At 41.3% G+C, this 14,740-nt stretch carries 10 protein-coding genes; 8 read left to right on the top strand and 2 right to left on the bottom strand.

What is annotated here, in order from left to right:
* Positions 1-56 precede the first annotated feature (56 nt).
* Complete coding sequence (locus DTQ70_RS08710; protein WP_164489933.1) at positions 57-2,285, bottom strand: tetratricopeptide repeat protein; 2,229 nt, start codon at positions 2,283-2,285, stop codon at positions 57-59.
* A gap of 333 nt (positions 2,286-2,618) precedes the next feature.
* Between DTQ70_RS08710 and DTQ70_RS08705 the strand changes: the two genes are divergently transcribed.
* The 3 genes from DTQ70_RS08705 to DTQ70_RS08695 all read left to right on the top strand — a co-directional run bounded on the left by DTQ70_RS08705 (position 2,619) and on the right by DTQ70_RS08695 (position 8,057).
* Positions 2,619-3,056, top strand: a complete 438-nt coding sequence (locus DTQ70_RS08705; RefSeq protein WP_122930456.1) for a DUF2452 domain-containing protein — start codon at positions 2,619-2,621, stop codon at positions 3,054-3,056.
* A gap of 217 nt (positions 3,057-3,273) precedes the next feature.
* On the top strand, positions 3,274-5,799 hold the full coding sequence (locus tag DTQ70_RS08700; protein ID WP_229600097.1) for a DUF5686 and carboxypeptidase-like regulatory domain-containing protein: 2,526 nt from the start codon (positions 3,274-3,276) through the stop codon (positions 5,797-5,799).
* Between the two features lie 362 nt (positions 5,800-6,161).
* Positions 6,162-8,057, top strand: a complete 1,896-nt coding sequence (locus DTQ70_RS08695) for a gliding motility-associated C-terminal domain-containing protein (protein ID WP_164489932.1) — start codon at positions 6,162-6,164, stop codon at positions 8,055-8,057.
* Between the two features lies 1 nt (position 8,058).
* Here DTQ70_RS08695 and DTQ70_RS08690 read toward each other — a convergent pair whose 3' ends face one another.
* Positions 8,059-9,306: a DUF819 domain-containing protein gene (locus tag DTQ70_RS08690; protein WP_122930454.1), complete on the bottom strand. Its 1,248-nt coding sequence runs from the start codon at positions 9,304-9,306 to the stop codon at positions 8,059-8,061.
* A gap of 615 nt (positions 9,307-9,921) precedes the next feature.
* Here DTQ70_RS08690 and DTQ70_RS08685 point away from each other — a divergent pair.
* From DTQ70_RS08685 to DTQ70_RS08665, 5 genes are all read left to right on the top strand, one after another.
* Entirely contained in the window at positions 9,922-10,398 is a 477-nt protein-coding gene (locus tag DTQ70_RS08685) for an Lrp/AsnC ligand binding domain-containing protein (RefSeq protein ID WP_028522858.1), read from the top strand.
* A gap of 145 nt (positions 10,399-10,543) precedes the next feature.
* Positions 10,544-11,986, top strand: coding sequence for an MBL fold metallo-hydrolase RNA specificity domain-containing protein (locus DTQ70_RS08680; protein WP_122930453.1), 1,443 nt, complete (start codon positions 10,544-10,546; stop codon positions 11,984-11,986).
* 12 nt (positions 11,987-11,998) lie between these two features.
* Positions 11,999-12,952, top strand: a complete 954-nt coding sequence (locus DTQ70_RS08675) for an acetyl-CoA carboxylase carboxyltransferase subunit alpha (RefSeq protein ID WP_122930452.1) — start codon at positions 11,999-12,001, stop codon at positions 12,950-12,952.
* On the top strand, positions 12,949-13,575 hold the full coding sequence (locus tag DTQ70_RS08670) for an HAD family phosphatase (protein ID WP_122930451.1): 627 nt from the start codon (positions 12,949-12,951) through the stop codon (positions 13,573-13,575). The genes DTQ70_RS08675 and DTQ70_RS08670 overlap by 4 nt, the downstream gene beginning before the upstream one ends.
* Positions 13,576-14,730: a site-2 protease family protein gene (locus DTQ70_RS08665; RefSeq protein ID WP_122930450.1), complete on the top strand. Its 1,155-nt coding sequence runs from the start codon at positions 13,576-13,578 to the stop codon at positions 14,728-14,730. It abuts the gene before it with no gap.
* Positions 14,731-14,740 lie beyond the last annotated feature (10 nt).

Genomic DNA, 14,740 nt, shown 5'->3' with positions numbered 1-14,740 from the left:
GTGAAAAATATAAAAAACAAAAACGCCTGCAAAGATAGACGATTTTGTTTTAAAAATCAACCATTTTTCTTACTTGATGTCGATTGCTGCGACTCTAGTACCTCCCGAACCCTCGGCAGGAGGGCACTAGAAGGATAATCTTTCACAAAACTGTTCAGAGCCTTCAAATATGCCTCTTTTCCTTGTAACTTTCCTAGTAAATAAATCCGAAGCAAAGCGTACTTATCCTCAATTTTACTACCCGAGTAAGTGACCATCGCCATTTCGAGCTGAGCATATGCTTCTGAGAAATTATTCGATTGATACAGGGTTAAGATTTTTTCATAGTCCTTCATTGCTTCCAGCTCAATATTACCTGAAGCTGCGACAGCGCCACCATTTTTGGTCAGAAGGCGCGTAAAGGACGAATTTGGAAATTCAGCCAGCAACTTATCTTTCCAGGATTGGCTATTTTTGGCCGACGTTAAGAAAAGCAGGTAATAAATTTCGGGTTTATAATTTGTGTTTGGAAAACGGGACAAAGTTGTTTCAAACGTTTTGACTGCATTGTCTGGTTCTTCAAGGTTAAACTTATAAATCTTTCCTAATTTATAATGTGCATCTTCCAATCGCTGGTTTGAGGCATCTAACTCTTGCTTTTTCAGGGGAATATTACGGTAGAGCGCATCTTTTTTAGCTTTCCATTCGGGTGAGTCTTTGGTCATTTTCACCAAATCATCCCCTGCGATTTGAATGGTAGGGCTTTGGCCTGGGGTGGTTGGTACTGCCGTAATGTTGTTATCCGCGGGAGTCATTAAGGTAGCTATTTTGGCACTTCGGCGCCAATCATCTTCCAACGTTCGATTTCCCCAACGCTGTCTAAACTCCACTTTTCCCGTATTAACCAACGTCAAATCATACAAAGGAAAACGTTCGGCGGGATTTCCATCAAAATTAGACGCATTAGCACTCAAACTCTGCGCTTGCGAAACCAGCATTTCAGCCTCTTTCACTTTTCGTTTGTAATCCGCAATCTCGTCCTCAATTACCTTATCTAAGTATTTATCCAACGTTGCAGGATTCATCTGAGACAATCGTTGTAGGCTATCCTCCGTCCGAATCGTGGTAATTTGCTTCACAAACTCATCCAAAACATCTTTTCGTTCGGCTACTTTTTGGCGCTGTGGTGAAGCAACTGGCAACAACACAAGCGCACTATCAAAATATGCTTTTGCTAACTCATAATTTTGAAGCTTATCATAATACACTTTCGCCATTTCCAGATAAGTAAAAGGAACTTGCGTGGTATTGGTAGTGGTTTCACGAACCGATTTGCCAAAGAACTCAAGCCCTTTTTTATAATTTTTTTTGCGGGTTTCAATCACCCCCATCGAGTAATACAGGCGGTCAATCAAGTCGTTGTTTTTGCGGTCGTTCAGGAGTTTTTTGAAACCATCTTCGGTAGAAATCGAGGAGTTGGTCAGGGCTTCATTCTGGAGAGAGTTCATTTTGGCAAAAAACTCCAAATCGTACGAAGGTCTATTTTTTGAGACAGCCTTGTAATGAATATTGGCGGCCAAAGGCTTCTCAATAAGATCGTACATTTGGGCCGCTGCGTAATGAATTCGGGCGGTTTCTTCGTTTTTAGAAAGCAACGGAAACGTTTCCTCCAAAATCCCAAGTGCCAGCGGAATCTCCTGCTTTTGTTGGTGCAAATAGGCTTTTACTAAATAAAAATCACGGGTATTATTTTCGTTCAAAGGCAAGCTTCTGAGGTGTTCGGCTACGCTGAGGGCGCTGTTGTAGTCTTTGGTTTCCACGTACGCACGCATGAGCCAAATCAAACCTTCATGTTTATCATCATCATCTTTGCCTTTGGCATTGACATAACGCAATGTCTCAATCCCATCGGTAAACTGTCCTTTGTACAACCGCGCGCGACCAATCAAAACAAGGGCATTGTCCACCCAACGGCTATTTTGGTGGCGGTCAGGAATCAGTGACCCTTTTTTTATGACATCTTGCAAAAGCGCATCCACACTTTTTGCCTCCATCGAGTCCAACGGGTACAAAATTGGAAGAAGTTGATTATAATTTTCTTTCCTATTTTTTTTCAAGGCAATGTCCGCCTCTTTCATCTTATCACGAGCGATGACATAGGCATTGTATTTGGCTGTAAGGTTGTGATACCCTACACTCAAACCGCTTGTACTGTACTGAGAACAGCCAAAAAATAGTGCAGAAACCCCAAAAATAACGAGGGGGAGATAATACTGAGAAGGAATGAGGCGATTTCTAATTTTCATCAAATAACTCACTTTCAAGAGCTTGCTCTTAAACTGTTAGATTTTCAACCGTAAAAGTAACGTTTTCTACGGACTAAAAGTATGCAATCGTTGTGCCAATATGGTTTTAAATATTTTCAAATAGCTTATTTGTATGGTTAAAATTTAAGCATATTCAATTAATACATATTATCTTTTTAAATACGTTTTTACAAAAAAAATATCTATTTTAGAGCTGCTTTTAGCGACTATAATTATTTAATTTTAAGAATATACCCTATTTATTCTCTCTAAATTTTAAACAATATGTAATTTTGTTACGTTAAAGAGCAAGTCAATATAATTTCTTTTCCAATGGAGAAAAACCCAATAAATCCTGATAAAGTAGCTGAAAACCCTGGACTCATGGCCTATGCCCACTCAGTCGGTGGGGCAGTCATTAAGCCTGTTGACATGGGCAAAGCAAAAGGGAAAGCCGTGTTGGCCATGCGTCAACAGACCGAGCGCCAACTTAATCAAATTTATCAGCAAATGGCAACATTGGCACAGCAAGCCAAAGAACTTCGTCAACGTGTTGATGTATCAGAAAGAATTTACGGTGCCCAAATGAATTTTGAACCCGTCTTGAACGAAACGTACTATGTATATGAAAAGGAAGATGGAAAAGACGTTTTGTCAATGGTTGCACCAAATGAATGGGGGCGTGCCTACAAATTTAGCCGTTTTATTGCCAAAGTGACCATGCTCGCCGACCATACATGGCACGTTGAATACAACGAAAGCCAAGATTAAGGCTAAAAGAAGCTTTACTATAGGTTATGAAAAATCCCTTCGCTTCTCAATACAGCGAAGGGATTTTTCGTTATTCAACTTTGAAAATTGCAACGCTTCCCCCTCTATTTGTCGTAAAAAGAGGTTGAGCTATCAAAAAATTGACAATTCGTTAAAACTTTTTTATTTTTAACGAGTCCTTGTAAGAAAACCAGACCGTGAACAACCATACCCACCAGTGATTAAACATCTATTCATCAACAAAGCTATTCCCTTACTCATCTCCATTTTACTATGTTGGAATGAAGGTTTTGGCCAAACAACCTACACCATTTCGGGCAGAATCACAGACGCTCAAACGGGTGAAGCAGTGCCTTTTGCTGCAGTCGCAATCAAAGGAAAAACGGTAGGAGTAACGACCAACTTTGAGGGTTTTTATACCCTTAAAACAACCCAAATTGGTGATTCATTGGTGGTTTCGTCCATGTCGTATCGAAAACGAGCGAAAGCAATTGTACCGAATCAACTCACTCAAACCATTGATTTCCAACTTGAAGGCTCGGAATTTAAACTTCAAGAAGTAAAAGTTTACGCAGGCGAAAACCCTGCCTATAACATTTTAAGGAGAGTTGTTAAGCAAAAACCATTGCACAATCCCAATAGACTCCAAGCGTACGAATACGAAAGTTACAGTAAAATAGAAGTGGATGTTGACAATCTCTCAGAACGTTTTAAGAAACGGAGAGCGATGAAGCAAATCACAGGCGCTGTTGAGCAATTTGATAAAATCGCGGGCGAAGATGGGCGCCCTGTTATTCCAATATATTTGTCAGAATCCATTTCCAACTATTATTTCCGCGAAGACCCTCGAAAAAAGAAAGAACATATTCTCAAAACCAAAATATCTGGCATTGCTGTGACAGACGGCAGCTTGATTTCACAGATGATTGGATCTTCTTTTCAACAGTATAATTTTTACCAAAATTGGCTTAGTGTTCTTGATAAAGATTTCCATTCTCCCATTGCCGACGGCTGGAAAAACACCTACGACTATTATTTAATCGATACCACCTTTGTGGCGGGATATTGGTGTTATCATATTGATTATGAACCAAAACGACCCCAAGACTTGGCTTTTAGTGGCTCATTTTGGGTGGATACCCTAAGCCACGCGTTGGTGCAAATAGATGCGTCGGTTGGAAAAAGCGCGAATATTAACTTTGTAGAAAAGATAAAACTACAACAAGAATATGAGCAAATTGGCGATAGTACTTGGATGCCAGTGAAATCGCGGGTACTTATTGACGTAGCCGAACTGACGGACTCTACCGCAGGCATGTTGGTTAAGTTTTATACTTCAAATCGGAACATTATTCCCAATAAACCACACCCTCCCAAGTTTTATGATTATCCCATAGAATTATCAGAAAGTTACAAAGAGTACCCCGCTGATTATTGGGACAAGGCACGCCACGAACCCCTAACAGCTGGAGAACAAACAGCGTATAGGCTCATTGACTCCGTAAAACAGGTACCAATCATGCGTACATACATCGAAGTATTTAACATGTTTGTTAATGGCTATAAACGTATTCCGAAAGTCAACATAGACGTTGGTCCTTTTCTATACCTATACTCAAACAATGCGATTGAAGGGCACCGCATTCGCATTGGAGCCAAAACCAACCCAGATTTCAGTCGAAAATGGGTATTGAGCGGTTCGACGGCCTATGGTACCCTCGACAAAGAATGGAAATATAATTTTAATGTTGATTATATTTTCAGTCGAAAACCCTGGACCATTGGGGGTATTAGCCATAGTTATGACCTCGAACGCGTAGGTTTGTCCTCTGAAGCGATTGGCAATAACGTTTTATTTGGTGCACTAACAAAATGGGGAAATGTACGAAGGGGGTATTTTGAGGGAATCACTTCTGCTTACCTCAAGCGAGAATTATTAAGAGGATTAACCCAAACGGTTGGGCTACGTCACCGAACTTTTCAGCCCATCTATCCTTTTGCGTTCAAAACAGCCCCATCTCTTGGCGATCGGTCACCTATTCAGAGTAATTATGAAACGGCTGAATTATTCTTTGAAACACGTTGGGGTAAAGATGAAATTTTCATTTATAACGAAAATGAACGGCTAACTTTGGGCACACAAAAGTGGCCTTTGGTAGTTTTTCGTTATCAACTTGGTTTGCGCAAGTTTCTCAACAGTGATTTTAGCTACCATCGCTTGTCGCTCAATGTTAAACAAAGCTTTAGAGTGGGTATTTGGGGGCGTTCCAACTATAACATCACCATGGGATATATTCCATCCACCCTCCCCTATCCTTTACTATATACCCCACTTGGAAACGAGTCAGTTTTTTACGTTGACAATGCCTTTAACCTGATGAACTACTTTGAATTTGTGAGCGACCGTTATCTTCAATTACGATACGAGCACAATTTTGAAGGACTTCTCTTTAACCGCTTACCCGCTATCAAAAGGCTTAAATGGCGATTCTTAGCCAATGCAAAAGTTTTGTATGGCAGTATTCACCCTTCCAACATGAATCTGCTTGCTCCTACTAACGCACAGGGTCAAACAGTCCTTGGATTTAATAGCTTAGGAAACACCCCTTACGTAGAGGTTGGATATGCCATTGACAATATTTTTAAGGTACTCAGAGTTGACGCAGTTCATCGCCTCACCTATCGCCAAAACCCCAATGTCACGCCTTTTGCGGTGAAGTTTTCGTTTTGGTTTAATATTTAGTGGGCGCTTCCGTAAAATAAAATGTTACTTTCAAAGGATGCAAAGCGTCGTAAGATTAACTATTTTTACGGCCAATAATCCATAAATACTCTTCTCAGAACCTGAACATATTCTGTTCATTAAGCAAAACGATGAAGTTGATTTATGGCTAGTCGTAATTAATTCCTTTCTGAATTGTGCTGATTATGAACCGTTTGAAGATGTGTTGGAAATTTACACTAGTTTTATTTTTTACGTATTTTATTCATTTGCACTGTTTCTCCCAGTGTAAACAAGACTACTCTTGGGCAACGTGGAGTAACTTTAAAGGAAGAGAAGCCACTGGCACTATCCAAGTCAACGGCCGCCCTGTAAATGTTACCATGAGCGCCAATTACGAGTTTGGTTCTACGGATAAAATATATGGGTTTGAGAATTTTAGCAGTTATAGCGGGGTTGCGGCCATTCCAAATACAACTGTTCCCAAAACAGAGTGGGTTGCTGGTACAGGGGGACAAACAACCATGTGTTTTTCTGAACCAGTCACAAACCCTCTATTACTCATTTCTTCCCTAGGCAGTTTTGTTTATAGCCCCGTGACACTTCGCTTTTCTGAGCCTTTTGTCGTCGGTTTCAATGGCCCTGGAATCAAAAATGTCAGTAGTTATTCAATCACTGGGGAAGAAGGTTATGCCATATTATTATTTCCTGGCACTTTTACCTGTTTAACCATTTTCTCAGATACACCCGAGAATTACACAAATATCACTTGGGGGCTTCAACCTCCTATCTTTCCTGTTAAAATAACCGAAGACTCAAAATCATGTGGAAGTACTGTTTTAACCGCGAGTGGCGGCACTTCTTATAGATGGTCTGGCGGAAAAAATCCCACGAATGCAACCAATACATTCGAGGAGAGCGGGGTTTACTCCGTAACCGCAACAGACGCTAATCGTTGTACTTCAATCGCCCTAAAAGTTGTTAATGTCCCCCCCAAAGTACAAGACGCTACTATTAATAAAACCATTTGTCAAGGCGAAATCTATGAGGGGTATTCGTCCAGCGGAACTTATAAAGATAACTTTAAAACAGCCCTAGGCTGCGATAGTAGTCGAACCTTGAATTTGAGTGTAATCGGCTTACCTCAAGTCACTTTTAATCCAACCAACGAATTCTGTGAAGGAAATATCGTAGAGCTATCTCCAACTATTACCCCCAATAATCTCCCTGTTTCTTACAAATGGACGACAGGAGAGACTACCTCAAAAATCAACGTGGCAAAAACAGGAACTTATGCACTAACCGTTTCTAATGGTGCTTGTTCTAAATCATTTTCTACCACCGTTGTCGTTGGTAAACCACCTGAATTAAAACCAAATGAAACCCTTTGTTTTTCATCTCCTTCAATGGTTTTGGATGCAGGAGCACTAGGAACTAATACTTATTCGTATTTTTGGGCATCTTCCAATACCACCAACCCTCAAGTAACTATTTTCCAACCTGGAACATACACTGTAAAGGTAAGTACGCTGGGTGGCGGATGTGTTACAAGCAAAACCATTACCGTATTGCCAACTCCACAAGTTGATTTAGGGCTTGACAAAATTACTTGTGAAGGTGAGGCTGTCACCTTACGTCCCAACGTAAATGCTTCGGGTGGGAGCATCAACTACAGTTGGTCGAACGGAAGCACAGGTATCGAAACAAGAGTATCACAAAGTGGTCAATATATTTTAACAGCGACACAAGGGCCTTGTGCTGGCCGCGACACTATCATTGTGAGGAACCATCCATTACCTAATATCGCTAGAGAAGTAACTACATGTAATGAAAAACCGCTTTTCGCCGCTGAAAACGACGATAGTGATTTAACCTATTTATGGGATTCAGGAGAGACAACGAGGTCGATACAAGCACAACCCGACGGTATTTATCGAGTGAAAGTAACCAATCAATTTGGCTGTTCTCTACTTCGAACCATTACCGTTTCAGGGCCATGTAACCCCCGATTCTATGTTCCAGATATCTTTACTCCAAACGCTGACGGCGTCAATGATTCTTTCAAAGCCATCATGGTGGGGGGTGAAATCGTTAGCCTTACAGTTTATAACCGCTGGGGACATCCTGTCTATTTTGAACAAAGTAAAGATCCCCAATGGGACGGGACATTTAAAGATGCTGCTGCTCCCAATGGCTCCTATGTTTACCTTTTACAATACAAGATTCAAAATAGTGAGTCAATTTCCGAGTTCAGAGGGGCTATTTTGCTCGAACGCTAATTTATTCTGCTACCCATTGCATCATCAATCCAGTCAAATACCCCCCATACGTTCCTAGCGCATACCCCAATATTGCCAGTAACACACCGACAGATGCCAGCGAAGGATGGAAAGCCGCGGCAACAACTGGTGCCGAAGCAGCACCTCCTACATTGGCTTGCGAACCCACTGCTGTAAAGAAAAAAGGTGCTCTTAACCATTTAGCAACCAACAAGGTAACCATTACATGTATGGTCATCCATAGAATCCCTACGAGAAATAATCCAGGGTTTTCGGCCACGGCAAAAATATCCATTTTCATCCCAATGGTTGCCACAAGTACATAGAGGAATAAACTACCAATTTTTGAAGCTCCCGCAAATTCAAGTTGGCGCAATCGGGTAAAAGAGAGTAAAATACCCAAAAATGTAACGACCGAAACAACCCAGAAAAACGACGAAGTTAAGCTAAACCTTTCAAGAGAAGGATAATTAAGTTTGAGACAAGGAGCAACCAAGTCTGCCACAAAATGAGCAAAGGCCGTAGCGCCAAAACCAACCGCGGCAATCATCATCAAATCATTTAGTGTTGGAATTCTCTGAGATATTTTGTGTTCTAGTTCAAGCTTTGTTTTTAATTCATCAATAGCAGTAGCATCTGCTTTAAAATAATAATCAATTTTAGCAGCTTTTCCTGCACCGTAAATTAGTACCGCCATCCAAATTTCCGCCACAATGACATCTACTGCAATCACTTGCGAAAAAAGACGATCACTTGGTTGAAAAACTTCTTTTAACGCAGTTTGATTTGCCCCTCCCCCAATCCAACTTCCCGCAATGGTAGATAGCCCCCTCCAAACAGCATCAGAGCCTGAGCCGCCAACCACCTCAGGAGCAAACGTTTTAACAATCGCTACTGCTATTGGACCACCAAGCATCACCCCCAACGTTCCTGCCAAAAACACAAGAAGTGCTTTCGGCCCTAAACGTACTACCGCTTTAAAGTCCATCCCAAGCGTAAAATAAACCAAACACGCTGGTAAAAAATATTGGGAAACCACTGAATAGAGTTTGGACTCCTCTCCTGAAATGATTTTAAAAGAGTTTAAAACTCCTGGGATAAAATAACAAAGAAGTAAGGGAGGAAAAATTGCGTAAAACTTTGTCCAAAGTGGGTGTTTTAAATTAGCCGTATAAAAAACACCTGCCAAAATGATAAAAAGTAAGCCAAGAACGACGGCGTCAGAAGTAAAAACAGTGAGAAGTAACATATGTCAAGTTAAAAATCGAAAAGTTGGCAAATAAACCATTCTTTTGAGAATAACTAGGTATAGGCACAAAAAAAACACACAGGCCTCAAAGCTGAGCCTGCGTGTCGCAATTACACTTCATCAACAAACTAAAAACCAAATAGTTTTTCTTTTAAATAAGTGTCAATTGGACACTTCATTTTATATTTTAAAAGGATAACTTGTTGAAATGAATCATTTAAACAAGCTATCCTTAGGGTTGTGATGGTAATTGTTTTACCATTCACATGAATGCTGTAGGAGGGGGATTCGAACCGCCCACGGTGCAGTTAGCCGCGATACAAAGTTTGGTGGTCTACCCCAGTCGACTAGAGTGCCGGCATTATATCGTGTTTATCCTGAACTCACCACCCCCGAGACAGGAGGGCATGGCTGCCAAGTTTCATCATCCTACAGTATAAAGAACTAAAGTCAACTAATTTACTTGTTGCCAAGTGCTTTTTTGATTAATTGACAATGCAAAACTAATGGATATTATTTTTTGTTGCAAATTTTCCATAAATATTTTTAAAAATTTTGATTTCATTCAACAAAACAGCACTTTTGTTGAATGAAATCTAATTTTACCACTTCATCATGGAACGAAATTTAGAAATTGATAAAATTGACGCAACTGACTTAAAAATTTTAGCGCTTCTTTTAGAAGATGCACACCTAGCTTACACCGAAATTGGCAAACGGGTTCATGTTTCAGGAGGGACAGTTCATGTGCGAATGAAAAAACTTGAACAGCTTGGAATTGTAAAAGGGGCACAATTATTGGTTGATCAAACTAAATTAGGCTGGGATATTAGCGCTTTTTTAGGTATATATTTAGATAAAAGCTCGCTCTATGAAGAAGTAGCCATTGAGCTAGAACGTATTCCAGAAGTAGTTAACATTCATTACACTACGGGTATTTACAGCATTTTTGCTAAAATCGTTTGTCGTGATACTGAACATCTGCGGCAAGTTCTTCACGATAAAATTCAAAAAGTAGGTGGTATTCAACGAACCGAAACATTTATCTCCTTAGAGGAACGAATCGCCCGCCCTATTCCGTTAGCAGAATAATGTTTTTTTAAGCTGTTTTTGATACTTTTGCAGAAACCCTTCTTCAATCGCTTATTCACACTATTGTGTTTAAACCGTTGAAGGAAACGTAACGAACTATCCTCTTGTTCCGCATTGAGTACATAAGAGGAATAACTGACTTCATATGAAATTAACTTTTTGGGGGGCTTCACAACAGGTTACTGGTAGCATGTACCTCCTAGAATTGGAAAACGATTACCGTATTTTGATTGACTGTGGTTCTGATTTTGAAAGCGGCGACCGAAGACGCGCGCTCAACGATACCCCATCCCCATTTCCAAATGCACTTTTCCCTTTTGAAGCTCCGTCAATTAACGTAGTATTACTGACTCACGCCCATATTGATCACTCTGGAAATATCCCAAACTTGTATCGAGATGGATACGAAGGACAAGTACTATGTACTGATTCTACTTTTGCTCTAACCAGTATATTGCTCAAAGATGCAGCAATGCTGAATCAGAAGCGAATCAATGAATTGAACAGTGCGGATTCGCAACGTAAACGAAAAAAAGGCAAAAAAAAAGAGCTTCCTAAAGATTTATACCTCGAAAAACAAGTACGTCAAGCACTCGAAAACTTTGTTCCACTTGCATTCAATCGCCGTTTTAGGGTATCCGACAATGTCATCATTACTTTTATCCCTGCGGGGCATTTATTAGGTGCAGCACATATCGTAGTTGAAGTTTGGGAAAACGGGCAGAAAAAAACCATTGGATTTTCGGGTGATGTGGGCCGTAAAGGCTATCCACTACTTATTGACCCCGCCACTTTGCCCCCAGTTGATTTCTTGGTATGTGAAACAACTTACGGAAATCGTTTGCATGAAAAAGGAATTTCGCCTGATTTGGCTTTGGCAGATGTTATCAAACGTACCTGCGTTGACATTCCAGGGCGGCTTATTATTCCGTCTTTTAGCGTGGGCCGAACCCAAGCATTATTATATACTTTGAATAAATTATATAATAATCAGCAACTTCCTCCCATTAAGGTTTTTGCCGACAGTCCACTTGCTTTTGAAAGCTCGCGGGTCTATCAGCGGAACGTTCGGATGCTAAACCGCGAGGCCCGTGAGTTTAATGAAGAGAATGAATCCTTGTTTGACTTTGAAAATTTAATCTACCTCGAAAGTACAGACGCCAGCCGTGCTATTTCAAACCATGTAGAGCCTTGTATCATCATTTCTTCCTCTGGAATGGTGCAGGGTGGACGCGTCGAATACCATGTGGCTCAGAACATTAGCAACCCTTACTGTACCATTTTACTCATTGGTTATTGTGCCGAAGGAACACTCGGATGGAGGCTTCTCAATGGCCAAACGACACTACGCATTCGAGGGAAAGACGAGCAAGTATTGGCCAATATCGAAAAAATTGACGTATTTAGCGGCCACGGAGACAAAGAAGACCTTCTGACGTTTGTTCAGCAACAGGCACCTGCCGAGTTAAAAAAAATCTTCCTTGTCCACGGGGAAAAGCCAAGTATGGACCACTTTAAAAACACTTTACAATCAGTCGGTTACGAAAATATCGAGATCCCTACAAAGGGACAAACTTTTGAATTGTAAGCAACCAACTTTATGCCAACTTATTTAGATTTTGAAAAACCTGTGGCAGAGCTAGAATCCAAGCTTGCCGAGTTAAAAAAACTCGCCGATACAACACAAGTTGACGTTTCGGAAGCTGTTATTAGACTCGAAGACAGCATTATACAATTACGGAAAGATACGGCTCAAAACCTCACTAGATGGCAACGGGTACAGCTTTCTCGCCACCCTGACCGCCCTTATACCCTCGATTATATCGAACTAATGTGTGAGGAGTTTATCGAACTTCACGGTGACCGTACCGTACGCGACGATCCTGCCATGGTCGGTGGATTTTGTAACATTGATGGTCAAAGTATGCTCATCATTGGTCAGCAAAAAGGCCGTAATACCAAGCAACGCCAACACCGCAACTTTGGGATGGCTAACCCAGAAGGCTATCGCAAAGCCCTTCGCTTGATGAAATTAGCCGAAAAGTTCAACAAACCCATCGTTGCACTTATTGATACCCCAGGCGCCTTTCCTGGCTTAGAAGCAGAAGAACGTGGTCAAGGTGAAGCCATTGCGCGCAACTTGAAAGAAATGTTTATGCTTAAAGTACCCGTCATCTGTATTATCATCGGTGAAGGTGCCTCAGGTGGAGCGTTAGGAATTGCCATTGGCGACCGTGTTCTCATGCTCGAAAACACTTGGTACTCAGTAATTTCGCCAGAATCTTGTTCATCTATTCTTTGGCGTAGCTGGAATTTTAAAGAACAAGCAGCCGAAGCTCTCCGCTTAACGGCTTCGGATATGACAATGGCAAGATTGATTGATGGAATTGTAGAAGAACCACTCGGTGGTGCACACTTAGACCATCAAGCCATGGCGAATATCCTGAAAAATGTCATTTTAGGCAGTATTAATGAACTCCAAAAGCTAACGCCCGAAGAACGAATCAATCAGCGGATTGACAAGTTCTGTTCGATGGGGGTCTTTACGGAATGAAAGCAATAAAAAACATCATTTTTGACCTCGGTGACGTCATCATCAACATTGACGTTCCACGTGCAGCACAGTCTTTTGCGGAGCTGAGTCAGCTTCCACTGGAAGATGTTCAACGGCTTATTCAGCACAATGAGGTTTTTAAGAAGTTTGAGACGGGGCAGTTATCTGCCCCTGATTTTAGAAACTACATTCGTGAGCTCCTTGCCCATCCTGAATGGACAGACGACCAAATCGACGAAGCTTGGAATTCACTCTTACTCGATATTCCTCCCCAACGGGTTGAAACAATCGTCGCTTTAGCCCAAAAAGGGTATCGGCTTTTTCTACTGAGCAATACTAGTTCAATTCACGTTGAGGAAGTCAATCGCATTCTTCACCGTACGACTGGCATCCCAAAATTAGATGCGTTGTTTGAAAAGCTTTTTCTTTCGTACGAAATGGGTGTGATGAAACCTCACCATGACATTTACCACGGTGTATTAACAGAAGCTGGAATTTTACCGCATGAGTCTTTGTTTTTGGACGACAATGCCGATAACATCAGAGCCGCAGGCGAAGTTGGTATTCAGACCATCCACGTTCAAAAACCAACCTCGATTACCGAATACCTAAAAGATTTTTAAGTGAACTCTACCCGCACCCTACTCCTCCAGCTCCTACTGTTTGTACTCACCATCATAAGTACGTCCTTAGCAGGCGCCGAATGGATGTTTGGGCGACCTTTTGACCTTCCATTTTACCAGATTGAAAATCCATTAGGCTGGGAACATTTTTGGCAAGGTTTCCGATTTTCGATTCCTTTCTTGGGGATTTTGACCGTTCACGAGTTCGGACATTATTTTGCGGCCAAATACCACAAAGTCAAAGTGACCCTCCCCTATTACATTCCGCTTTGGCTTGGAATTGGACAAACCATCGGTACCCTTGGGGCATTTATTCGTATCAAAGAATTTATTCGCTCGCGCGAAAAATACTTTGATATTGGGATAGCAGGGCCACTTGCGGGGTTTGTGGTTGCCGTCGGCGTTCTTTGGTATGGCTTTGCCACCCTTCCTACCCTTGATTATATTTTCAAAATTCACCCTGAGTACCAAAAATACGGGATGGGCTTTGCACGCGTGGTCTATACCAAAAACCAAGCTGGAAATATCTTATTGGGCGATAATCTGCTTTTTACTTTTTTTAAGACCTACGTCGCCGATCCAACTCGCCTTCCTCCACCCCAAGAAATCATGCACTATCCGCTGCTTTTGGCGGGTTATTTGGCACTATTTTTCACTTCGCTCAACCTTATTCCCATTGGACAACTTGACGGAGGACATGTGTTGTACGGGCTTATTGGCAACAAAAACTACCGAGTTGTTTCTCCCATTTTGTTTTTTGTCTTTATTACTTACGCAGGTCTTGGCATGTATCGCGCCGATGAATTCGCGATTGCTAACGCCAATTTATTTTGGGAACAACTCGCCTCACTGGGGATTTACATTATTTTCCTCCAATTATGTTATAGCCGAATCGACGAAAATAATGCGCTCACTAAGTGGATGTTAGCCCTATTAACGGTCACGATTCAACTCGGGCTTTCTCTACTGTTTCCAACCGTAGAAGGTTACTCAGGATTTTTAGCGTTCGGGTTCTTGATTGGTCGTGTTTTAGGCGTGTATCATCCCTCAACGGACGACATTGCTCCGTTAAGTAACTCCAGAAAAGTCGTAGGTTGGTTAGCTTTGATTATCTTTGTTCTCTGTTTTAGTCCAAAACCTTTCGTTGTATTGTAAAATAAACGAC

Origin of the sequence: Runella sp. SP2 (genome assembly GCF_003711225.1) — a bacterium.
In the GTDB taxonomy this organism is placed as follows: domain Bacteria; phylum Bacteroidota; class Bacteroidia; order Cytophagales; family Spirosomataceae; genus Runella.
This window is presented reverse-complemented; position numbering and strand designations above follow the sequence as displayed.

Excerpts from the sequence above, each read along its gene's own strand:
- DTQ70_RS08680 (WP_122930453.1), top strand. The coding sequence starts at position 10,544 with ATGAAATTAACTTTTTGGGGGGCTTCACAACAGGTTACTGGTAGCATG.
- DTQ70_RS08695 (WP_164489932.1), top strand. The coding sequence starts at position 6,162 with ATGAGCGCCAATTACGAGTTTGGTTCTACGGATAAAATATATGGGTTT.
- DTQ70_RS08675 (WP_122930452.1), top strand. The coding sequence starts at position 11,999 with ATGCCAACTTATTTAGATTTTGAAAAACCTGTGGCAGAGCTAGAATCC.
- DTQ70_RS08705 (WP_122930456.1), top strand. The coding sequence starts at position 2,619 with ATGGAGAAAAACCCAATAAATCCTGATAAAGTAGCTGAAAACCCTGGA.
- DTQ70_RS08670 (WP_122930451.1), top strand. The coding sequence starts at position 12,949 with ATGAAAGCAATAAAAAACATCATTTTTGACCTCGGTGACGTCATCATC.
- DTQ70_RS08710 (WP_164489933.1), bottom strand. The coding sequence starts at position 2,285 with ATGAAAATTAGAAATCGCCTCATTCCTTCTCAGTATTATCTCCCCCTC.
- DTQ70_RS08685 (WP_028522858.1), top strand. The coding sequence starts at position 9,922 with ATGGAACGAAATTTAGAAATTGATAAAATTGACGCAACTGACTTAAAA.
- DTQ70_RS08690 (WP_122930454.1), bottom strand. The coding sequence starts at position 9,306 with ATGTTACTTCTCACTGTTTTTACTTCTGACGCCGTCGTTCTTGGCTTA.